The following is a 22042-nucleotide window of genomic DNA, read 5'->3' on the forward strand; positions in this document are numbered from 1 at the left end:
GAAATTACCTTGAAAAAAAATGGTCTATAATGCCTTTTAAATTCAGAGTAATTTAAAACGACGAAACTTACTCATGTAAAAAATGATATGGCCCTTATACAATATATAAGAATCAAAAATTATTGTGAATTGCATGAAAAATAATACATCATACCTAGACATTGTAGTCATTATGTATTGTTTTTGCATGCAATTTTATTTTATATAGCTCAATCTTGTAAATTAATTTTAGGCACCTCTTAAAATAATAGCTCTCTCCCATAGTCCTAAACAACTTGTTAAAGCCAAACTTTCAATAGTTACCCTTACAACATTTTTACTATAGAAAGTTATATCGTTAGCTATAGATTCTGGTTCTGGAATAACGAATTTTAAGCAAGAGCAATTATCCAGGTCCACTATTACTGTTAGAGTACATTGCTCATTAGTTGGTTCTAAATCTACAATCATAAATATTTCAGTGGGTTCACCGCTCTCAAATATTGTTTGCTTATTCCCACTGCTTAGCTGGAAAGATGAACTACCTACAAGTGTGCTTTGGACAGGACATTCACATTTTTTATCAGTATCTGAACCTCTGAGTATTATTTTCATATCCCAAACTCCAATGCAAACACCTCCATCAAGGTTATCATTTTTACATTCTATAGTAACTTTACGAGCTTGTTTAGTAATAAAAAAAATTCTATTATTTGTGAATGAGTTATCACTCTTAGGAATCTCGAATACGAGGTCCTTCCCATTTTGTACTTCTACGAATATGAGTATACTGCAGTCATTTGAATTAATAACTCTTCCTATTTCCATCTCGACCTCAACAGGCTCGTCGCTTTCAAATATTTTTAAGCATTCCCCACATTTTAAGTTAAAAGATCCACTAAACCCCGGCGTACTGCTAACAGGACATTTGCAATCACGTAAATTATCACATTTGTGTTCAGGTTTAAAAGACATAATAAAAACACTTCCTTCTAAAGGTCTTACTTCACTATATGCTTGTACAATATTTATGTTACAACGCACTTTCTTACTTCTGTAAATTCCGATTTAATCTATAATGTGATATAATTTACTCAATAATTTTATAGGGGGTGGGGATGATAAAAGAAATAGAGTTTAAGGACATCTATAAAACAGAGATTACTTTTATCTTAGAAGTATAAACTTTAAGACTTACTATTTCTCTAATGAAGATCATTACCCCATCCTAATTGATAAGGCTGTTGCAAGGTGCAAATCCCACTGTGAAGATTCAATAACTATCAATAAGACTTTGATGTATCATTAGAAAGTTTAGCTAAGTATATACTTGTTAGAAACAAAGGGGAGGATTGAATGATAACACTAAAAAGACTTGAAAGTACTTTGATAGATGAAATAAAACAATTAGAAATAATATAATCAACAAATAGGTTTATTATACTTTGTAGCATGTCCAGCATCTTAAACATAGAATATATTAAACTATAATAAAAGGAGGAGTATTATGAAGAATGATACTTGTTGTTGCTTTACTAGTGCAGCTGCAAAAGTATTATCGGGTATTGCCATTGGAAATGGAGCTGCAATAGGTATGACAATATTAGCATATTCAAGAAACCCTTCATTACTAGAGCAATTTGAGGAAATGCTAAGAACAGGTTTATTAATAAATACTATACCTTTTTTTACACTACTTGTTATTTACTGCTTATGTAGGTGCTCAAGACGTTGCATACATGATAATAAATATTGTGATTAATTTCAGTTATTTTCTAAAGCTACTAGGTATTAACCTGGTAGCTTTAGACTCAGCAAAGTCCAGTGAATCGTCTTTATCCATTATATATGCACATTAAAATTAGACCTAGTACTTATTGTAACTTTTATTGACTGCACTACTCTTTTCACATCATCTATTACAATAAACCTTTTGATTGTAAAAAAAGTTTTGCGATTTCATTAACATCTAAATCACTATTTGTTACCAAATAATTAAGCCTGGACATCTCTTCATCTGTTATCTGTCCTCCTAATTTATTGAGAACTTCTTCTAATTCAGGATGCTCCTCTAACGTATCTTTTCGGATAATTGTTGCAGGTTCATATGGCGTAAAATATTCTTGATCATCATATAGTAATATTAAGTCATACTTACGTAATAACCCATCAGTTGTACCCACATCTATTACATCTACTTCGCCTATATCGATTACATCATACTTTGCATTGATATCAAGAATCATTTTATTTTTAAATTCAAAACCATATTTCTCTTCTAATCCTGGATAAGCATCTACTCGATTAAAAAAACTACTTTCGCCGCCAATGATTAACGGCCGGCTTTTTAAAGCTAAATCTGAATATGAGTAAATTCCCTGTTCTTTCGCTTTATCATTCTTCATAACTAAACCAAACGCATTATTATAACCATATCTATCTAGCCATTCAACATCAAATTCCTTGGCATAAGCTTTTTTTACCTCTTGATATAGTATGTCTTTATTATAAATGAGAGGTTTCTTTAATGTTGCTCCCCATCCAGTTCCAGTATATTCGGGATATAGATCAATTTCCCCCTTCATTAAAGGTTCATGTATCTCTTCTATTTCATATCCAAACTTCTTTTCAACTTCAAGGTCAGTGTATTCTTCAATTAGTAAAGACAACATTTCTCCAAGAAGAATCTGCTCTGGATAGTCTTTTGTCCCTATAACTATCGTATTTTCTTTTGATATTGCATCAAATGATAAACCTAAAATAATCACTATGATTAAACTTATCATGCTTATAATTAATTTTCTCATTCTTCTGCACCATTCATTTTAAGACCTTTAATATATTATATTGATATTAGTATACATTATAACTGAAAAAAGCTATCAGGTATTATCCCGATAACTTTTCATTAGAATCATTAAGTTATCCATCTAAAAAAACACAACTCCCCAGGTATTTTATATTTGCTATACATATAATAATTAATTAAAAGATTTTGTATTTTGGCTTCTCTTCTCCAAACCACAAATATCTTATATAGTCATCCGTAAGTATCGCTAGAAGTATGACAGGTATGAATAATAATGCAAATAGTAAGGAGGATTGTCCTAATATATTGAATGGCAGACCTGAATAGTCCCAAACATTAAGCTTCAACCACAAGTTTACTATGCAACCAGTAATAAATTCTAATGGCAATACTATGCATTCGCCATATAATACTTGCTTCCATAAGGGCATATCCCAAGTTAATCTTTGCTCATTCAGCAAACCTATACCTACCCCACACACCCCACCTAGCAAAAACATTGACCAGTGAGATGTGCCATCAAAAAGTATTTCTATAATGTAGTAGCTTGCTCCCATTACTAGAAAAAGCGTACTGTACATTATTGTATTTCTCATTGAGGATCGCCAACCTTTACTTTACTGATTTTAACCATATCATTACCAACTTAATACGACTTATGCATCTGTAAATCCTTAAAAGCAAAATAAAAACTATGTAGCACTTATTCTAATAACTTCATATAGTAATAAAGGATTAGAGTAGATAATATATTATAGTGTACATGTTTACTCTAGTTGATGTAAAAGGCTAAAAAATAATTATTGAGGGGGATCTACAATGAACTTCAGAAGAATTACAGTATCATTATTCTTAACTTGCTTGTTGCTCGTTATAACCTTTTTTAGTTTGAATCCTAGTATTACCGTTTTAGCAAGTGGAGAAAACAGAGAAGATGTCTTAGAATACTGGGCGCCGCAAGTTTTTCAGGATTTAAGACAAGACAAAGTGCTTTGGCATCAGTATTATCCTGCAGGGGATATGATTACAAATGTGAACTATGATGATGATTGGGATGCTGGTAACAACTGGGATAACACACCTAGGAGTGGCGATTTCAGTATGATGAAAGCATATGCCTATGGTATCTTTATAGAAACAGAAACACATTATTTCTTAACCTATTGTTATTATCACTCTATGGATGATGCTTTTTTTTCTGCAGACAGACATGAAAATGATGTGGAAAACGTAAATCTTGTCATTCGAAAAGGAACAGAAAATGATGGTTATGGAACATTTGAAGTTATGGAAACAACTATCCATAGCACTAAAGGTGAATACACTTCCAATGATGTTATTTTTAATACAACAAATGGATGTCATCCAAAAGTATTCATCAGTAGCAATGGCGATGTCTTGAATAATCAATTTGACTTTAATGCAAAGGGTCACGCCATTTTTGCTTTTGATCCTAACTTCCACACAACAGATACTGTTATTGGAAATGATGCTATCATTTATAATGTTGGTGATGTTGCAGAGGCTCCAACCGATATTTCAGGTAAATTCACAAATTCATATACTTATCAAGTACTGATGATCGATGAGATATGGGATAGACGATATAATATTGGTGATTACGATACATTTGAGAGCTATGGAACATTAAATGGCAGGGATCAATCTGTAGGAGGTAATTTCCCTTGGGGTTCGTTAAATGACCCTGTATCATATTATAATAACAAGTATAATTTAACGCAAAATGGACCTGTAAGCTCAACTTACCTTTATAATCCATATAACTAATTAAAACTATTTTTAAGAGAATTAAAGGAAGCAGTGCTATATGAGCTGAAATGCTAGAGAGCATTCTAATCATATAGCACTTTACTGGATGGAGGTTGTATATTCGTAATAATAACAATACCATTGAGACTAAAAGAGATTTGAATTAATTCTCTCATGTAGCTCAAATAGAGCTACCTTATTACTTTCCCAATGTAACATTTCTTTTGCTTTTCCATATGTAACCCAACGATACTCCAGGTGCTCCTCTGATAATTCTATTGGCTGATCAGCTATATCTACTGCAAAGCAATACTCTGGTAAAACAAAAGTATCCGCTGACCAATACACTCTATGTATTTTTGAAATGCACTCAGCAGGTACCGAAAATGTTGATGTTAATTGATAATAAAAAAGCTTTTTATCTATTTTAGCTTCTTCAAATCCTTCTCGTTTAGCTGCATCAAGTGACCTTTCTTCGTCTTCTCCACCTCCAGCTATAAATTGCCAATAATTAGCATCACTTCTCTCAAAAATGCAGTATTGTGGTATTCCATTGACTTTCTTGTAAGGGATAACTAATACTTGAAAAGGAGCTCTCATACTTTATCCCCTCCTCTCTAACATAAGTCTAACTAATACTTCCTAAAAGAAAAGTCTGTTTTAATTGTTTAATATATTGTATCATAGACAATTAATCATTTTTATTATTAATTTGAGCAATAATAGTATAATTCCAAAGATTTGAAAGAAATGAGCAACATGAAACGTCGGTTAATACAAAACAAGGAGATCTTTAATTAAAATGAAACACCTAGAGGACTAGGTGCTTTTTTTAGAATTGCTACTTTGAACCAAAAATTTAGCTTCAACAGTTGCAGAAATAATGATTGTACTTAAGGCTATGTCTTCTGCTTGCTCTACTTCGGTTATCGTTATTTGATCAAGTATATCTTCTATATTTGAAGTCTCTGTAACTATCACTGGTATGGGGACGAGTTGAACATCCATACTATCTGCAACTACTTTAGCTTTTTCATAAGTACTTTTAATTGCTCGATTTAAAGCTGTATAGTAATATTTATCTACATCTTTTAGAGTCAATATGATTTGACTATATTCTATATCTGTTCCATGAATATTATAGTAAAACTCACCTATCGTTGCAAAATCATAGAAAGTTACTGTTATAAAAGTAGATGCTTGATAACTTGTTGTTCTTCCTTCTTCATCCAAAATGGGAGTCAATATTTCTTTTTGTATATTGATATCTTTATCCTGTATTCCGAATTGTTTAAGCCATCTCAAAACCTGTTCTACCCTATTACTATTAAATGTCTCAATATCAAGAGGATCTTCACCTCTAGTCACTATATCGATGGAAACTATAGCAATATCAGGTACTGTAAACTCTGACCCTACTCCTTTAACATTTATTTCACTCCGCTCTTGCCGTGTTATATAAGATCTAGACATACTATACATCATTTCTCTCCCTTCTTCTCTTATAGTTATGTTATGTCAGTCACTTTGTAGACGCTACTCTAACACTATATAATCTTTCTATTAGTTTGAGTAAACAGAGAATTGAATAACGCTTAAATCATGTTATACCTATTCAATTATAGACATATTTTGTATAAAGGAGGTGTTTCTATATGTCCAAATCTAATAAAGAATTGGCGGCTGAAATCGTTGTTCAATGGATAGAATCTATTGGAACAGTAATGGCAAAAAACTCATTAGATGAATCTTGGTTGGAAGAAAAATCTATATGTTCAGTCTACAATGCTGTCTATGATACAATTACAGCAAAGGACTCTTAATTTTATTATATTATATAAAAACTACTGGCTATCATAATAAAAGTAGACAGTAGTTTTTTGCTTCCTTTCGAGTAAAACGGAGTACTTTTTACACCAATTAAAAGCCACAGGTCATAAAGACCAGTGGTATGAAACAATCAATCTAATAAACTAATGACTTATTGTGCATCTTATACTCTACCCATTTATCAAACTCCCTAATTGTAAAATACCTCACACCTTGAATTTCAATAAATGGTATGTAAGCATAGGAGTCATAGACACTTACTCTACTACGATCTTCTGACTCAAGACTAAGAATTCTAAATAAATTCGAATGTGAGATCCCTAAATATTCCGCTGCCTCTTCTTCAGTTAATAAAAGACTCTGTGATTCAATATTGGGTGTTTCTCTAATTTGACTTCCGATATAATAGCTACCAAAAGCAACAGCAATTGCTAATATTATTATTGACATACTCTGATGTATATTACTTTTCATCTGTCTCTCCTTTCTATCTAGTAATTTATAAAAGAAATAAGTTATTGATTAACAATAACCGTATTGCTTCCTTCATGCCAAGTCACCTGATAACCGAAGCTTTCATATATCCATCTAAGAGGCAAGTAAGTACGATCTTCCTTCAGAATCACGATAGTATCCATCTCTACTTTTGAATCATTAACTTCAATAAAGTTTTCACCGATTGCAAAAGTAACTTTTATATCATCTTTTTTAGCTGTAACAGTTTGATTGAATGAATCATAGTAAACACTTGCACCAATTGTCTCAAGAGCTTTTCTAACAGGCACCTGCGTTCTATTATTTTCATCTATAAAAGGTTTGCCTAAGCTTTCTTCTTCACTAAATAACAATTCCTTATTTTCAACAACGATAAATAACTCTTCTAATTTATTTTTATCATATCTATTAATCATTTCAAGAGCTATCTTTTGTGCACTGGTTTCGTCATGTGTATCCTCATTGATATCAAAAAACATGATTCCTCCAGCTTTATTGAGGGCCAGCCTTGCTTTCTCCGCAATAGTATTCAATCCGTTGTAATAAGAATCCAATTTCTCACCCTTTACATAATCTAAATAAGCATATTCTGGATCCATTTGCACAAGATGTCTGTATTGTTTCCAACTTGGTCTAGCATAGAGAGGGATACCAAGTACTATTTTATTACTAGGAACACCTCTACTAGCCCAGTAATCAATTGAAACATTTGAAAACCAGTAAGGGCTGTGTTGACCCCCATATAAGTCATAAGCCATCACGTTAATCCAATCAAAGCACTCTAAACTTTTACTCGTGATAGCTTCCACCGATTCTGCTTTAGTATCTGGTGACCCTGCTCCTGCAACTGCTGCACTTAAAGTTTTACCCCTTTTTTCTAGATTCTCATCCAGGGTTAGAATTAATCTTTCATAATTGTCAGAAGAAAGGTTTGTTGGATATTCCCAATCAATCTCTACCCCATCTAGATTATAGAGTTCAACAAATTCAGTTATGCCATTTACAAAATTCTTTCTCCCCTGCTCAGTACTGGCCAAGGTTTCAAATATCGTAACCAGAGGCTGATCATTGACTCGAACACCACCAACTGAAATAATAACTTTAACACCTTTTTCATGACTCTTCTCTACGAGTTCTTTAAGGCGTTCAGGCTTTTTTATTTCATAAAAACTCCCATCCTCTTTTGGTTTTAGAAAAGCATAAATGAGGTGTGTTAATCCTTCAAATTCGATTGATTCATCAATTGGGTCATCAAAAGGTGACTCAGAGAAGTATCCCATTACTTTAAAGTCCTTAGTTACTTCCTTCTGGCTAGCAAAAGATACAAAATAGGTGGAGCTCATTAGCATATAAATCAAACACATACAAGTTGCTATATATCTTGTCATCCTTAACCTCCTCATATTCTCTAAATAGTATAGCTGTTTCTTATCGATTCTTCATTTATATCACTCTAATCAATTTTTGTCAATATTAGCTATTTTTCATTTTTATTACAATACCCAATACCATTAGTTATAAGTAACAAATAATTCTTCACATAGTTATAGCTACCAATATTGCACTGGTAGCTATAAAGCCATTTCCTTCAATCTAACTATTATCTAAATATTCTTTCCTAAACTCATTGTATATTTGTTGAACCCACTTTTGAACGTCATCTTTTGTTTGTTTAGTTTTTATTCTTTCTGGAAGCATAATATATAAACTTTCTACGACATAAATAAATTTCTTATCTCCAAATGAGTATTTTTTTTCTGCTGAGAGCATTAACTGATATGTTATAGTTTTATAACGCTGAATTTTTTTTCTAGAATGAAATCCTTTTATCGAAATAGCTAACAATCCAAGTAAACTAATACAAAAAATCACAACCAAAATGAAACTTTCGTAATCCTCATATAGATTCACAATTTTTAATCCTCTCCTTTATTTTGATAACATCTATTGAGCGTTGATATTTAGAGAGACAATCCATTTTTTGTATCTATTAATCTCATTTCGTTAACCTTGATATATTATATTATGTACTGGCATAGAAACTTGTCCATCATATGACACAATTATTTAACAATAGCATCAATGTATCCTATTCAATGAGAAATAGTATTTTAGTAAGAAAAGCACCTAGATAGTGCTTCTCACTTTATACTATTGCTTGACATTAAAATATTCTGTTACAGAAGCATGAAAAGTAATTGCTCCATAATTCAATGTACTTAAATCCTCTTGAGTTTTAACTGAAAGTTCTTCTATCATATCATGAACGCTGGTTGTTTCAACTATTCGATGAGGGTTCAGATCAACAAACATATTTAATAATTCACCTATTTGCTTTGCTTTATTAATACCATCTAATGTAGCTTTTTGTAATGCTTGATCGTAGTGATAGGAGGGATCTTTAACTGTAAAATTCACTCTAATAGGTTCAAGTCCTAAGTTCTCTGCATTGTACAAGTACTCTCGAAGAAGTGATAGTTCATATAGATAGACATTTAAATAGGTGAATCCTTCATAATACTTGACGTTTCCGTTTTCATCTGTAACTGGGACAATCGAGCTTTTTACTTCTTTTATATCTCTATCCTTTATACCAAAGTCTTCTAATTGCTTCTTATAATTAGTAATTTTATTATCGTTGGCTATTTCCACATCTAAGGGTTTTGAACCATCTGTTTTGACGAGAAGGGTTATAATAGCTGTATCAGGTATAGCTTCTACAATACCAGTCCCCTCCATAACTATCTCATCAGCATTATTTTGTCTCATGAGATACTCCCGTGATATACGATACATACTCAACACTCATTTTATCTTTTTCTTTATTTTATGACTTCACCTAAAATTTTGAGCATGGTCACAGTAAGAAATATTAACGTTGTAGTGTAATTGAATTTCCATCAGTTTTTAGAACAATAGTCCCCTTCTCATCTGTCCTATAAATTCTAGCTCCAATATTATTAAGTTTGTCTACTGTCTCCGAATGTGGATGCCCATATTTGTTACCCTCTCCACAAGAGATAATGGCATATTCCGGTCGCGTTGTTTGTAAGAACATATCTGTTGTTGATGTTCTAGAGCCATGGTGACCAACCTTTAGAACGTCAACATCACCGTACTTCTGTAAACTGTTTTTTTCAGCTTCGCTCTCCATATCTCCTGTGAAAAGAAAGTTCATATTCCCATAATTGATTTGACAAACCACACTATTATCGTTTTCATCTTTATAGTCATCACCTGTTTCAATTATTTCTATCGAAAACAGATCATCCATTTCATAGACGTAATCTTTATCTTCTTGATATACTGCCCCTTCTGCACTTATTGCATTCGCATAATCTCTATATGTCTTTGTATCTTTTTCTGTACCAGAATCTATAATTTCTTCAACTTGGTATTCAGCCAATATTATATCTAACCCACCAATATGATCCGCATCCATGTGGGTAGCAATCATTAAATCAATATCATCTATCTCTTGCTGATTTAAGTAATCGATTAATTCAGTAGCCATTCTATTATCGCCACCGTCAATAAGTATATCCCAATCTTTGTACTCAATAAGTGTGCTATCTCCTTGACCAATATCAATAAAATGAACGACCATTGAAATATCCGTATTAACTGGAATAACTTCCTCGTTTTTAAATGTAATACTATCTACGTCCATCTTTGCTATCTGAATAATTAAAAAGTAAGATACTAAGATGCCAATAGTCATTCTAATAAACCCTGGGAACTTATTGTTTTTTTTCTTTCTAGCCATCTATTCTTCTCCTTGGTGTAAATATCTGTTTTCTTAAGTCAAATAACTTATTTATTATACATTTGATAACCTTTAAACGCAAGATTATTCCATCAATTTAAACTTCTCTTCAACTGCTGCTGTTACATCTATAGTTCCAGCCTGGATACTCCCCGCTTCCATTAACGTACTCGCTCTTGCTGTTCGAACTTCTCCCATATAAGTACTTTTTTCAATGACATGCACAGGAACGGGAATCAAGGTTACACCTATTGTATCTGCCATTTCCTTAGCCTTTTGTCTTCCATTAACTAAAGCTTGATTTAGTGCTAGATTATAGTATTTTTCAGGTTCACTAACAGTAAATATAATTCCCAACTGAATATTAGCGCCAGCCGCTACTGCACTACGGATGACATCATCATCTTTATTAAGGTCTCTGAGTCTAAATTCAATAACATTACTTACCTCATAACCTCTTAACGTTTGTTTCCCATCAACATAATCATATTTAGGGTATATGTCGTATTGGACAGTTTGAATATCTTCACTTTTTATGCCATACTCTTTAATAGACCCAACAATATTTTCCATAATCTCCTCATTCCTCATCTGTACTTCTTCAATATCCTCCCCCTCAGTAACAGCACCCAATGTAATGATTGCAATATCAGGCTCAACTTCAATTAATCCTTTTCCTTCAACAGTCAATTCAGTTTGATGTTGTCGCATTAATTGGGGTTGCTGTTGCATACGATATAAAACATAAGGGTTCATTCTCCCACCTCCTTACCTACTGTATATCATATGATTCATATAGCTATTTTGACAAATAGAAAAAAGCAGCATCTAGCTACTTTTTTCTTCTAATTCATTATCTCTTTGTCTTTTTCGACTTTCTTGCTTACGCCTTACACCACTTTCGATACATTTACTACAATAAATACGTCCATCCTTATCGCGCTCTGCTCCACAGCCAGGGCATAAACCTTGCTCTCGCCGCTTTGCTCTTACTCGCCGCATGTACTCGGGTTTGTACATATTCCACTTCCTTCTCCTATGTATTCGGGTAAACAACCGGTTCACTAAATCAATCATTTACCAACATTCATATATCTATATATAATCATATTATTATATTTTTGTGTTCATTTCAATACAATCGCACTTATCTTTACCATTCTTAATAAACTAACTCCCACTTCATTAATTCCAAAATGTACTGAATTATGATAAGATATCATTAAAACTGATGTGAAAACATTGAGGTGTGACATGAAAATTATAAAAGAAGCTTTAAATTTGAACATTCATATTAAAGACTATATTCCATATGAAAATGAAGATGTTATATTCTTTGATATAGAAACCACAGGGTTTCATCGAGATTATTCTCAACTATATCTATTAGGTTATGTTTATTTTGAAAAGAATGTCTGGTATGTAGAGCAACATTTAGCTGAAAATCCAAGTGAAGAATTAGAAATTCTTAAAGCACTATATCAATTAATTAAAGATAAGGCAGTTGTTATAACTTACAATGGAGATTCCTTCGATTTTCCTTATGTTAATCATAAACTATCATCCTATGAGCTACCTCCAGTGGACAATTATATGTCTATTGATATTTATAAAGATGTGAAAAAATATAAGACTTTTCTAGGTCTTGAAAACTATAAACTAAAAACTATCGAAAAGCTTGTAGGCATTTATCGTGAAGATCCATATACAGGTGGAGATCTAATAGAACAATATAAAATATATACTCAGACAAAGGATAGTGATTTAGAATACAATCTCCTTCTTCATAATAAAGAAGATATGATTGCATTGTTAGATTTGATGGCTATTTATGACTATCTTAATATCATTAGCGAAATCCAGGAGGCTACTTATGTAGAGCATGAAATCCTTGAAAACCATGTAATCATTCACTATACCTTTAGAAGAGTTCCTTCTATCAAACATGTGGTAACTATCAAAGATATGCAGATGCTCATCGATGGAAATCTTCAAGTAAGAATTCCCTTAATAAAAGATATTTTATTTTATTTCATTAAGGATTATAAGAATTATTATTATATTCCAGAAAAAGATGAAGTCATCCACAAAAATATGGCTGCATTTTTACCAAACGATATGAAGCAAAAAGCTAAAGCATCTAACTGTTATATTAAACACGAAAGTACATTCCTTCCAATCTATGACGTATTTGAAGGTTTGAAGATCTTTAAAAAGAGTCGTAGAGATAAACAAGAATATATTACTATTAACCTCTTCAAAGAAGAGCTAGATTTCTATGCTAGGCATCTATTGAAAGCTCTGAAAGAAAGAAACTAATCTTTCTCTCAGAGCTTTCCTTCAATTTCACTTAATAATTCTTCTGCTGTACTAGCCTTGATAAGTTCATCATCTACAAGTGCAAAGGGACTTTCAGCACAATCTCCACAATAGCCTAGACAGGGTTCTACTTCAACTTCTATACCCTTCTCACGAAGTTTATTAACTGTTTCTTCAGTTCCAAAAGTAAAATTATTTTCACAAAACTTTATTTCTGCCATTGATTCTTTCCTCTCTAATTTAGTTTTTATCACTTGAATTACTATTTGCTCTCTTTTAGTATCTGTAATAAATCGTTAAAGGATACATCATCACTATTGTTAATGATTCTTTTTCTTTCTATAGCTTTCTTCAATACTGGTGAATGTTTGATATCTCCAATAGAAATTGCTCCAATTATTTGATGATCCTTTAATAGAATTCGATGGTATTGATCTTTTGAATAGTCTATTACGTCTTCATCACTATCACTTTTATTAATGACGCCCATTGAAAATAGAGGAAGATTAAATGCATTCATAGTTGTAACAGGTGTAGGAGGATTGTATAAACTTTCATGTCCAACCATGTTATGTGCTGCCACTTTAGCTTGTTCCATGGCTATATTCCATAGTCCAAAGATATGCCCATTGTATTCAGCAACATCACCAGCAGCAAAAACATGATCTATATTCGTCATCATTCTATCATTAACTTGAACACCTTCTTTGGTTTTTAGCTCAATATTTTTAAAATGAGGTACATTAGCTTTGATACCAATTGCATAGATAATCATATCAGCATTATAACTTTTACCAGTATTTGTTGTGAATGACGTTACCTGATTCTCCCCAAAAATAGAGTCTATCGACGTCCCTAGTAAGAGCTCAATATTGTGACTTTTACACTTTTCTTCTATTCTTTTTGCAGCTTCGCTATCAAGTTGCTTAGGCATCAAGTTAGATGATTTTTCAACTATAATAACATGTTTATTCCCTTTTGAAAGTTCCCAAGCCATCTCAAGTCCTTGAATGCCTCCTCCTACAATTAATATATTTTCCGCTTTCTCTAAATCATCTTTAGCTTGATTGAGATCTTCAAGCCTTCTAATCGTGTGCGTACCTTTTTTCTGACCATGGATAGTGAGTTCTCTATTATTTGCTCCTGATGCAATGAGTAACCCGTTATAGGTTAAGGAACTTTCATCTTCTAGGTACACACATTTATTGATTGGGTCAACATTATCAACTTTCTTATCACATATTAAGTGAATTTTCTGTTCATCATACCATTCTTCTTTTTTTAATCTGGTATTAGTTTCATTTAAATTCTGAAGTATCCCCTTGGATAAACGCATGCGGTTATAGGGTTTATACTGCTCTTCTCCAATTAAGTAGATATGACACTTATGATCTAATTCTCGTATCACAGAGGCTGCTGTTACACCTGCAATACCATTACCAATGATAATATATTGCTTCTTCATAGTTCACCTCTTTTAGTTTTACTTATATTCACCGTATTATTATTTCAAAAGACAGTTCTTTTATCCTTTATTGTATAAAAGTAGTATTTTTATTTATACTAATGATAGGTTAATAAGTTTTGATTAATACTTAATACAAGGAGGTTGTCACCATGGACAATGCTATGTTTTGCTATCAATGTGAGCAAACAGCTGGTTCAAAGGGCTGTACTAAAATTGGTGTATGTCAAAAAGATCCTGCTGTTGCAAAAATGCAAGATGTATTGATTTTTCTATGTAAAGGCATTGGCTTCTATGCTACTAAAGTCGTTGAGAACGGTGGTAAAATACCTAGAGAAATTGGAGAATTTTATACTGAATGTGTTTTTGCTACTTTGACCAATGTCAATTTTGACCCAGAGCGATTTGTAGACTATATTAAAAAAGCTAATGAAGTAAAGAAAGATTTTATGGAGGAAGCAGGGGATGTTGAAGCACCTGAGGGTGCTGATTATCTAGCTCCTGAAACAGTAGAAGAAATTCTTGATATTCCTCTTATGAAGAATTTAGGTGTAATGGATGATCCTGATTTAGATATGGATGTTCGCTCTTTAAGAGAATTCATGATTTATGGAATTAAAGGTATGGGAGCTTATCACCATCATGCTTATTGTCTTGACAAATATGATGAGGAAGTTTCTTATTTCATGTTTAGAGCTTTAGGTAGAACACTTGACCCAAATATCTCTGTAGATGAATTATTTCAGTTAAATATGGATCTTGGTAAGACCAACCTTAAATGTATGGCACTATTAGATGCAGCTAATACGGATGCATTTGGTAATCCAGAACCAACAGAAATGTTAATCACTCATAAGAAAGGACCTTTCATTGTCGTTTCTGGACACGATTTAAATGATTTAGGTGACTTGCTAGAGCAGACAGAAGGTAAAGGTATTAATATCTATACACATGGTGAAATGCTCCCATGCAATGCATACCCTGGATTAAAAAAATATAAGCACCTTATTGGAAACTATGGTGGTGCTTGGCAAGATCAGCAAAAAGAATTTGACAATCTCCCTGGCGCTATATTGATGACCAGTAACTGTTTAATGAAACCTAGAGATAATTATAAAGACAGAATCTACACTTCTAGTATAGTTGGATGGCCTGGAGTGACTCATATACCAACAGGACCAGGTGGAAAGAAAGATTTTACTCCAGTTATTGAAAAAGCTCTTGAATTAAATGGATTCCCAGATGATGAACCAGAGAAGAGAATTCCTATGGGATTTGGTAGAAATGCTTTATTAAGTAATGCTGAAGCTATCGTAGGCGCAGTCAAAGAAGGTAAAATACGTCGCTTTTTCTTAATTGGAGGTTGTGACGGTGCGAGACCTGGACGTAACTACTTCACAGAATTTGCTGAAAAGACACCACAGGATACCATTATTCTTACCTTAGCATGTGGTAAGTACCGTTTCAATAAACTTGATTTAGGTTCCTGTGCAGGATTCCCAAGGATATTGGACTGTGGTCAATGTAATGATGCTTACACGGCTATAGAGGTAGCACTAGCATTAGCTGAAGCCTTTGAATGCGATGTCAACGCACTTCCTCTTTCTTATATTGTCTCATGGTATGAGCAAAAAGCTGTTGCAGTCTTACTAACGATGCTCTCTTTAGGTCTTAAACATATTTACTTAGGACCAACTTTACCTGCTTTTGTAACTCCTAATATCTTGGAAGCTTTAGTAGAAAAATTTAACCTAAAACATGTGTCAACACCTGATGAAGATTTAAAAGTAATATTTAGTTCATGATAAAAGTTAAAGAGGGAGATTATGCATCTCCCTCTTTCTTATAAAAGAATGTTCTTAAAGGTTTAAATTTATAATTTTGACTGTTGATAATTTGCTCAGTACTTCCAACAAATAAAACGCCTCCATCAATAAGGGTCCTATTAAAGTTTTTATAGATGTCATGCTTTGCATCCTCAGTAAAATAAATGAGCACATTTCTACAAACGATCAAGTCGTAATTATTAGGATAGGAATCTTTTAATAGATTATGCTTTTTAAAGGTCACACATTTCTTAATCTCATCAGAAATAACATAAACATCATTCTTCTTGTGGATGTACTTACCAATATATTCACTTGGAATACCTTTAATATCTTTTTCATCATATTGTCCTAATTTAGCTTTTTCTAATATGACTTCATCTAAATCAGTTGCAAGGATTGAAATTCTATTTAGAGGTAAAAATTTACTAAGTAACATGACAAGTGAATAAGGCTCCTGGCCCGTTGAACATGCTGCACTCCAAATTTTAAGATTAGTTCTCGAGCGTTCATTTAAATAAGGTAATATTTCCTCTTCTAGAACATCCCATTGTGAAGGGTTCCGATAAAACTCCGATACATTGATGGTCATATAACTAAGAAACTCTTTCAGTACTAGTGGATCTTTTTTCATTAGTTCTATATAATCTTTGTAACCCTTTAAGCTCTTCTTATTAATTAAAGATTCAATTCTTCTCTTCATTTGACGTTCTTTATAGGCATTAAGATCAATACTTGTAACACGATAGACTTCTTCTTTAAAGCCATCATAAGTCATTAGAATCACCTCAATCTCTCATACTTACTTAGGAAACATTAAATTGGATTTCTGTATGTACGAAAGACAGCCCGTGGGCTGTCTTTTTATGATTAAGCTTCTTGGCTTTCAGCTTGCTGCTTTTCTAATTCTAATTCTTTCACACTTAAGCCGATTTTTCTCTCATCCAAGTTAAGTAATGTTACTTTAGCTGTAACTTCATCTCCCACACTTAATACATCGGCAGGTTGCTTAACATGATTAACAGAAATTTGAGAAACGTGTAATAAAGCATCAACACCTTTTTCGATTTCAATGAAAGCACCGAAATCTGTTAAGCGAGCTACTTTACCAGTTACAACATTACCTTCGGCAAATTTATCTTCCGCATTGTTCCAAGGATTTTCTTCTGGGAACTTTAATGATAATGCAATTTTTTTCTTCTCTTTATCACATTCTTTAACAAGAACATTAACTTCTTGTCCTTCTTTAACAACTTGCATTGGATTAGTTACAATACCCCAGCTCATTTCTGAAATATGTAATAAACCATCTACACCATTTAAGTCAACAAAAGCACCATACTTAGTTAATGATTTAACTGTACCTAAGATACGATCACCAACATTAATATTTTCTAAAGCTTCTTTGACTTTCTTATCATGCTCTACTTGTAGTAATACTCTTCTATTACCGACAACTTTACGTCTTCTTTCATTAAACTCAGTAATAACGAATGATATTTCTTGACCTACAAATTGGTGTAAATCTTCTCTATATGCGATATCGAAACGTGATTGTGGAATAAAGATAGGTACCTCGAATTTAACGACAATAACGCCACCTTTTACCACTTCACTGACAATACCACTCATTTTTTCTTTATTTTCATAAGCAACTTTAATTGCTTTATAGCCTTCATTCATTAATATTCTCTTACGAGATAGGTTAACAACACCATCTCTATCGTTAACACGCATAACTAATGTCTCAATTGATTCTCCAACTTTAACATGATCTGTTAAATCTATGCTTTGATTATTTGAATATTCTTCTTTAGTAAGAACACCATCAGCTTTATAACCAATGTTTACGATAATTTCATTAGGTGTTACCTCGATAACTTTACCTTTTACTACTTCTCTAGTTTTAATTTCAACAAAAGATGCATTTAGCAATTCTTCAAAAGAAACTGCAGTCTGTAAATCACTCATGTCAAAAAACCCTCCTCAATGTGTTTATAACTTCTTCTATGAGCTTTTCTGGAGTCGATGCTCCAGCAGTTATTCCTACTCGGTCTGAGGCTTTAAAATCTTGCAGAGAAAGATCTTTTACGGTTTCAATATGGTACGTATTTTCACATTGTTCTTTGCAAATCTGATAAAGCTTCATCGTATTTGAACTATGCTTGCCACCTATAACAATCATTTTGTCAACAGTTTTAGCTAATTCTATTGCCTCATGTTGCCTATCATAGGTAGACTTGCATATGGTAGAAAACATATTAAGATTATACCCTAAATTTTTCAATATCTCAACTATTTTGTTAAATTTAAAGAGATCAAAAGTTGTCTGACTGACAAGACAAATGTCTTTGTCTTTGGATAATTGTAAGTTTTTAGCTTCTTCGATAGAAGATATAATAATACCTTCATTATCACAATATCCATTGATACCCAGTACTTCTGGATGACTCTTGTTACCTACAATAACAATTCGCTGTCCTAACTCATAGTGCTTTCTAACTATCTTATGAATCCGTTTAACAAAAGGACACGTGGCATCTATTAAATCAACTTGTCGCTTCTCAAGTTGTTGTTGCAGTTGAGGGCTAATACCATGAGAACGTATAATAACAGTTCCTGAATAGTCTCCTTCAACATCATCTAATATTCTCAATCCACGATCAGCTAGCTCATCAACAACTTGTTGATTATGAATGATAGGTCCATAAGTATAAACTTCTTCATTATTGAGATTTTCTTCAACAGCTTTAACAGCTCGATCAACACCAAAACAAAATCCACTAGTTTTTGCTAGAATTATTTCCATTTCATTCACTCCTTTAAAATTGCCAGAGATGAATACTCACAATGGTACACAACAACACTTTATAACTTTTATCTTCGATATAAATCAATGACCTTATTGGTTACATCATCAATATCTAAAAAAGTGGTATCTAGTTCAACAGCGTCCTCAGCTTTTACGAGAGGGGCATACTCACGATTCATATCGCGGTAATCTCTTTCTTCAATCTCTCTTTCGATTTGTTGAAGATTAGCTTGTAACCCTTTCGCTATAAGTTCAGCATAACGTCGCTCAGCACGCTTCTTAACACTAGCAGTTAAATAGATCTTTAAATCTGCCTTTGGAATCACAAATGTTCCAATATCTCTCCCATCCATGACAACACTATTACTTTTAGCGATATCCTGCTGTAGAGCAACAAGTTTTGTTCTAACTTCTTTATAAACACCAACAGCTGATGCGCCATTTCCAACTTCTTGGCTTCGAATCCTATCTGTAACATCCTCGTCGCATAAAAACATGCGTTGTTCACCTTTTATATATTTAACTTGGATATTAATTTGATTAAGTGAAGCAATCACTTTCTCCTGATCATCAAAAGCTATATTATTTTGTAGACAATAATAAGCTATGGTGCGATACATGGATCCAGTATCAACATAATTAATTCCTAATACGTTTGCCACATTTTTTGCAATAGTACTTTTACCAGCACCTGCAGGTCCATCTATTGCAATAGAAATATAGTTCATATATATCCTCCTAAAACGATCCACACCGTTAATGATTAAGGTGGCTAGGCACACACGCAAACTAGTATACCATACAATTAAAAAATATACAATTTTATATGCAAATAATTTGTTCAACCCCTACAATAAATAACCTGTGAAATCAACGAATACTACTCATGACTGAGTCTTCATTGGAAGTTTGTATCGTTAGGAAAGTTTCCTATTCATTAATTAAATGTTTTTTGATTAACTTTCCAATAAGAACATAAAAGCCGACGGTTATTATCCCATCGGCTTTGTCTATCATTCATCTATTATTCCTTAGTAATTAATTTTAGATCTACAGGAATATATTCTTCTAATTGTTCGCCACCTAAATGTTTCATAGCATTTTCTACTGCTAGGCTTCCCATTACATCTGGTTGTTGAGCAACTGTAGCTGCCATATCACCATCTTGAACAGCCTGTACTGCATCATCAGTTCCATCGAACCCAACGATAACAACATCCATGTTTGCACTCTTAACTGCTTGTAAAGCCCCTAAAGCCATTTCATCATTATGTGCGAAGACTGCATTAAAGTCTGGTGTTGCTTGGATAATGTTTTCCATTACATTTAATCCTTTTTGACGATCAAACTCTGCTGATTGACTTGCTACAACTTCCACACCTTCAACACCGTCAACAGCTTCATGGAAACCAGCTCCTCTATCTCTAGTAGCTGAAGCACCAGGAATACCTTGAAGTTCAACTAACTTACCAGCATTACCGATTTGCTCAAGGATATATTCCCCTGCAAGTTTTCCTCCAGCTGCATTATCTGAAGCGATGTGCGCAACAACTTCGCCAGTATTTGCACTTCTGTCAACTGTTATAACAGGAATATTACTTTCATTTGCAACCATGATGGCATTACCTACTGCATCACTATCTGTTGGATTAATAATAATCACTGCTACTTCTTGTTGTACTAAATCCTCAACATTGGCTCTTTCAGTTGGGGCGTCATCTTTTGAATCTAATACAATTAAGTCGTAACCTAACTCATTAGCTTTTTGCTCAGCTCCATCTTTCATCGTTACGAAGAAAGGATTATTCAATGTTGAAAGTATCATACCAATTTTCTTGTTTTCAGTATCAGTAGGTTGGTTAGTATCAGTTTGGTCATCTGTTGTATCACCAGGTGTTTCTACATCTGTCCCATTATTACCGTTATCATCAACCGCATTATCACACCCCACAAATACAAATGATAACATTAAGATCGTTAAGATGATGCTTAAAAGTTTTCTAGTTTTTTTCATATTTACTTCTCCCTTCAGTTATTTATTTCTTTTATCCAATAATACTGCAATGAGTATTACTGTACCTTTAACAATGGATTGATAAAAAGGATTTACATTCATTAAGTTCAGTCCATTGTTTAAAACCCCTATAATTAATGCACCAATTATAGTTCCTGTTACTGATCCTTCTCCTCCAGATAAGCTGGTTCCACCTATTACAACCGCAGCAATGGCATCTAATTCATAGCCTGTACCTGCTGTTGCTCCAGCAGAGCCTATTCTACTCGTTACTATTATTCCACTAAATGCCGCAGCTATACCAGAAATAACATAAACCATCGATTTTATTCTATTGACACTTATACCAGAAAGACGAGCTGAGTCCTCATTACCACCTATAGCGTAAACATATCTTCCAAAACTCATCTCATTGAGAATATAAGCAGCTATGATAAAAATGATGATCGTAATAATAATAGGATATGGTATCCCAAATAAACGGCCGTTTCCAATTATCATAAAAGACTGGTCCAAACCTGAAATAGGAATCCCATTGGTGAAGACATAAGTAACTCCTCTGAAGATCGTCATCGTAGCTAATGTAGCAATGAAAGGCTGTAACTTCCCTTTTGATATAACAACACCATTAATTGCACCAATAAGACCACCAATAACTAGAGCAACAATTATTGATAAAAAGACATTTCCAGTACTCTTCATTACTGACGCAGCAACTGCACCAGAAAAGGCTAGTATAGATCCTACTGATAAATCAATACCACCTGTAAGAATTACAAATGTCATCCCCATAGCAATGATGGTATTAACAGATATCTGTGTAAATACATTACGTAGATTGCTGATAGTTAAAAATCTAGGATTCAATAATGCAATAATAATACATAACACTATTAATCCTAATAATGATTTATATTTTACAGCTAATTTTTTTAAAGTTGCCATGATTGCTCCTCC

At 33.0% G+C, this 22042-nt stretch carries 25 protein-coding genes; 5 read left to right on the plus strand and 20 right to left on the minus strand.

All coding sequences use genetic code 11. The annotated features are described in order from the left end of the window. Window positions 1-228 precede the first annotated feature (228 nt). Entirely contained in the window at window positions 229-1023 is a 795-nt protein-coding gene (locus C1Y58_RS10815) for a hypothetical protein (RefSeq protein ID WP_105616058.1), read from the minus strand. Between the two features lie 463 nt (window positions 1024-1486). Here C1Y58_RS10815 and C1Y58_RS10820 point away from each other — a divergent pair, with 463 nt between their 5' ends. Further along, a complete protein-coding gene (locus tag C1Y58_RS10820; protein ID WP_105616059.1) occupies window positions 1487-1741 on the plus strand; it encodes a hypothetical protein in 255 nt (84 codons plus the stop codon). Between the two features lie 157 nt (window positions 1742-1898). Here the strand turns inward: C1Y58_RS10820 and C1Y58_RS10825 are convergent, their stop codons facing one another. Both C1Y58_RS10825 and C1Y58_RS10830 read right to left on the minus strand, forming a co-directional pair. After that, window positions 1899-2786 carry a glycine betaine ABC transporter substrate-binding protein gene (locus C1Y58_RS10825; protein ID WP_105616060.1) on the minus strand — a complete coding sequence of 296 codons (888 nt, stop codon included), beginning with the start codon at window positions 2784-2786 and terminating at the stop codon, window positions 1899-1901. A 178-nt stretch (window positions 2787-2964) separates the two neighbouring features. Beyond that, window positions 2965-3384, minus strand: a complete 420-nt coding sequence (locus tag C1Y58_RS10830) for a putative ABC transporter permease (protein WP_105616061.1) — start codon at window positions 3382-3384, stop codon at window positions 2965-2967. Between the two features lie 223 nt (window positions 3385-3607). Here C1Y58_RS10830 and C1Y58_RS10835 point away from each other — a divergent pair, with 223 nt between their 5' ends. After that, a complete protein-coding gene (locus tag C1Y58_RS10835; RefSeq protein ID WP_105616062.1) occupies window positions 3608-4576 on the plus strand; it encodes a hypothetical protein in 969 nt (322 codons plus the stop codon). A gap of 129 nt (window positions 4577-4705) precedes the next feature. Here C1Y58_RS10835 and C1Y58_RS10840 read toward each other — a convergent pair whose 3' ends face one another. Further along, window positions 4706-5158 carry an NUDIX hydrolase gene (locus tag C1Y58_RS10840; RefSeq protein WP_105616063.1) on the minus strand — a complete coding sequence of 151 codons (453 nt, stop codon included), beginning with the start codon at window positions 5156-5158 and terminating at the stop codon, window positions 4706-4708. A gap of 219 nt (window positions 5159-5377) precedes the next feature. After that, a complete protein-coding gene (locus C1Y58_RS10845; RefSeq protein ID WP_105616064.1) occupies window positions 5378-6043 on the minus strand; it encodes an SIMPL domain-containing protein in 666 nt (221 codons plus the stop codon). A 170-nt stretch (window positions 6044-6213) separates the two neighbouring features. Here C1Y58_RS10845 and C1Y58_RS26430 point away from each other — a divergent pair, with 170 nt between their 5' ends. After that, complete coding sequence (locus tag C1Y58_RS26430; RefSeq protein WP_157950048.1) at window positions 6214-6381, plus strand: hypothetical protein; 168 nt, start codon at window positions 6214-6216, stop codon at window positions 6379-6381. Window positions 6382-6523: 142 nt separating this feature from the next. On the opposite strand, the gene C1Y58_RS10850 is transcribed toward C1Y58_RS26430, so the two are convergent. From C1Y58_RS10850 to C1Y58_RS10880, 7 genes are all read right to left on the minus strand, one after another. After that, window positions 6524-6862 carry a hypothetical protein gene (locus C1Y58_RS10850; RefSeq protein ID WP_105616065.1) on the minus strand — a complete coding sequence of 113 codons (339 nt, stop codon included), beginning with the start codon at window positions 6860-6862 and terminating at the stop codon, window positions 6524-6526. Window positions 6863-6903: 41 nt separating this feature from the next. Then, entirely contained in the window at window positions 6904-8271 is a 1368-nt protein-coding gene (locus C1Y58_RS10855) for a glycosyl hydrolase family 18 protein (RefSeq protein ID WP_170311575.1), read from the minus strand. A 205-nt stretch (window positions 8272-8476) separates the two neighbouring features. Further along, entirely contained in the window at window positions 8477-8794 is a 318-nt protein-coding gene (locus C1Y58_RS10860) for a hypothetical protein (RefSeq protein WP_105616067.1), read from the minus strand. 240 nt (window positions 8795-9034) lie between these two features. Beyond that, the gene (locus tag C1Y58_RS10865; RefSeq protein WP_157950049.1) at window positions 9035-9652 is read right to left on the minus strand and encodes an SIMPL domain-containing protein; all 618 of its coding nucleotides are present in this window, start codon (window positions 9650-9652) and stop codon (window positions 9035-9037) included. 103 nt (window positions 9653-9755) lie between these two features. Beyond that, window positions 9756-10649: a ComEC/Rec2 family competence protein gene (locus C1Y58_RS10870; protein WP_105616069.1), complete on the minus strand. Its 894-nt coding sequence runs from the start codon at window positions 10647-10649 to the stop codon at window positions 9756-9758. Between the two features lie 84 nt (window positions 10650-10733). Beyond that, window positions 10734-11405, minus strand: coding sequence for an SIMPL domain-containing protein (locus C1Y58_RS10875; RefSeq protein WP_105616070.1), 672 nt, complete (start codon window positions 11403-11405; stop codon window positions 10734-10736). A 72-nt stretch (window positions 11406-11477) separates the two neighbouring features. Further along, window positions 11478-11669 (minus strand): hypothetical protein, encoded by a 192-nt coding sequence (locus tag C1Y58_RS10880; RefSeq protein WP_105616071.1) that lies wholly within the window; start codon window positions 11667-11669, stop codon window positions 11478-11480. A 234-nt stretch (window positions 11670-11903) separates the two neighbouring features. On the opposite strand from C1Y58_RS10880, the gene C1Y58_RS10885 reads away from it, so the two are divergent. Continuing rightward, the gene (locus tag C1Y58_RS10885) at window positions 11904-12968 is read left to right on the plus strand and encodes a ribonuclease H-like domain-containing protein (protein ID WP_105616072.1); all 1065 of its coding nucleotides are present in this window, start codon (window positions 11904-11906) and stop codon (window positions 12966-12968) included. A gap of 8 nt (window positions 12969-12976) precedes the next feature. Here C1Y58_RS10885 and C1Y58_RS10890 read toward each other — a convergent pair whose 3' ends face one another. Both C1Y58_RS10890 and C1Y58_RS10895 read right to left on the minus strand, forming a co-directional pair. Next, on the minus strand, window positions 12977-13189 hold the full coding sequence (locus C1Y58_RS10890; protein WP_105616073.1) for a DUF1450 domain-containing protein: 213 nt from the start codon (window positions 13187-13189) through the stop codon (window positions 12977-12979). A gap of 41 nt (window positions 13190-13230) precedes the next feature. Then, complete coding sequence (locus C1Y58_RS10895; RefSeq protein WP_105616074.1) at window positions 13231-14433, minus strand: NAD(P)/FAD-dependent oxidoreductase; 1203 nt, start codon at window positions 14431-14433, stop codon at window positions 13231-13233. Between the two features lie 152 nt (window positions 14434-14585). Between C1Y58_RS10895 and hcp the strand changes: the two genes are divergently transcribed. Next, window positions 14586-16238, plus strand: a complete 1653-nt coding sequence (hcp, locus tag C1Y58_RS10900) for a hydroxylamine reductase (RefSeq protein ID WP_105616075.1) — start codon at window positions 14586-14588, stop codon at window positions 16236-16238. A 19-nt stretch (window positions 16239-16257) separates the two neighbouring features. On the opposite strand, the gene C1Y58_RS10905 is transcribed toward hcp, so the two are convergent. From C1Y58_RS10905 to C1Y58_RS10925, 6 genes are all read right to left on the minus strand, one after another. Further along, window positions 16258-17037 (minus strand): CheR family methyltransferase, encoded by a 780-nt coding sequence (locus C1Y58_RS10905; protein WP_170311588.1) that lies wholly within the window; start codon window positions 17035-17037, stop codon window positions 16258-16260. Window positions 17038-17129: 92 nt separating this feature from the next. Then, complete coding sequence (locus tag C1Y58_RS26715; protein WP_170311576.1) at window positions 17130-18230, minus strand: 30S ribosomal protein S1; 1101 nt, start codon at window positions 18228-18230, stop codon at window positions 17130-17132. Window position 18231: 1 nt separating this feature from the next. Continuing rightward, entirely contained in the window at window positions 18232-19068 is an 837-nt protein-coding gene (ispH, locus tag C1Y58_RS26720) for a 4-hydroxy-3-methylbut-2-enyl diphosphate reductase (protein ID WP_170311577.1), read from the minus strand. Window positions 19069-19136: 68 nt separating this feature from the next. Continuing rightward, window positions 19137-19799 carry a (d)CMP kinase gene (gene cmk / locus C1Y58_RS10915; protein ID WP_105616076.1) on the minus strand — a complete coding sequence of 221 codons (663 nt, stop codon included), beginning with the start codon at window positions 19797-19799 and terminating at the stop codon, window positions 19137-19139. A gap of 296 nt (window positions 19800-20095) precedes the next feature. Then, on the minus strand, window positions 20096-21085 hold the full coding sequence (gene rbsB, locus C1Y58_RS10920; protein WP_242985381.1) for a ribose ABC transporter substrate-binding protein RbsB: 990 nt from the start codon (window positions 21083-21085) through the stop codon (window positions 20096-20098). 18 nt (window positions 21086-21103) lie between these two features. Next, window positions 21104-22030, minus strand: coding sequence for an ABC transporter permease (locus C1Y58_RS10925; RefSeq protein ID WP_105616077.1), 927 nt, complete (start codon window positions 22028-22030; stop codon window positions 21104-21106). Window positions 22031-22042 lie beyond the last annotated feature (12 nt).

It is taken from the genome of Vallitalea okinawensis, from assembly GCF_002964605.1.
Classification (GTDB): domain Bacteria; phylum Bacillota; class Clostridia; order Lachnospirales; family PQDH01; genus Vallitalea_A; species Vallitalea_A okinawensis.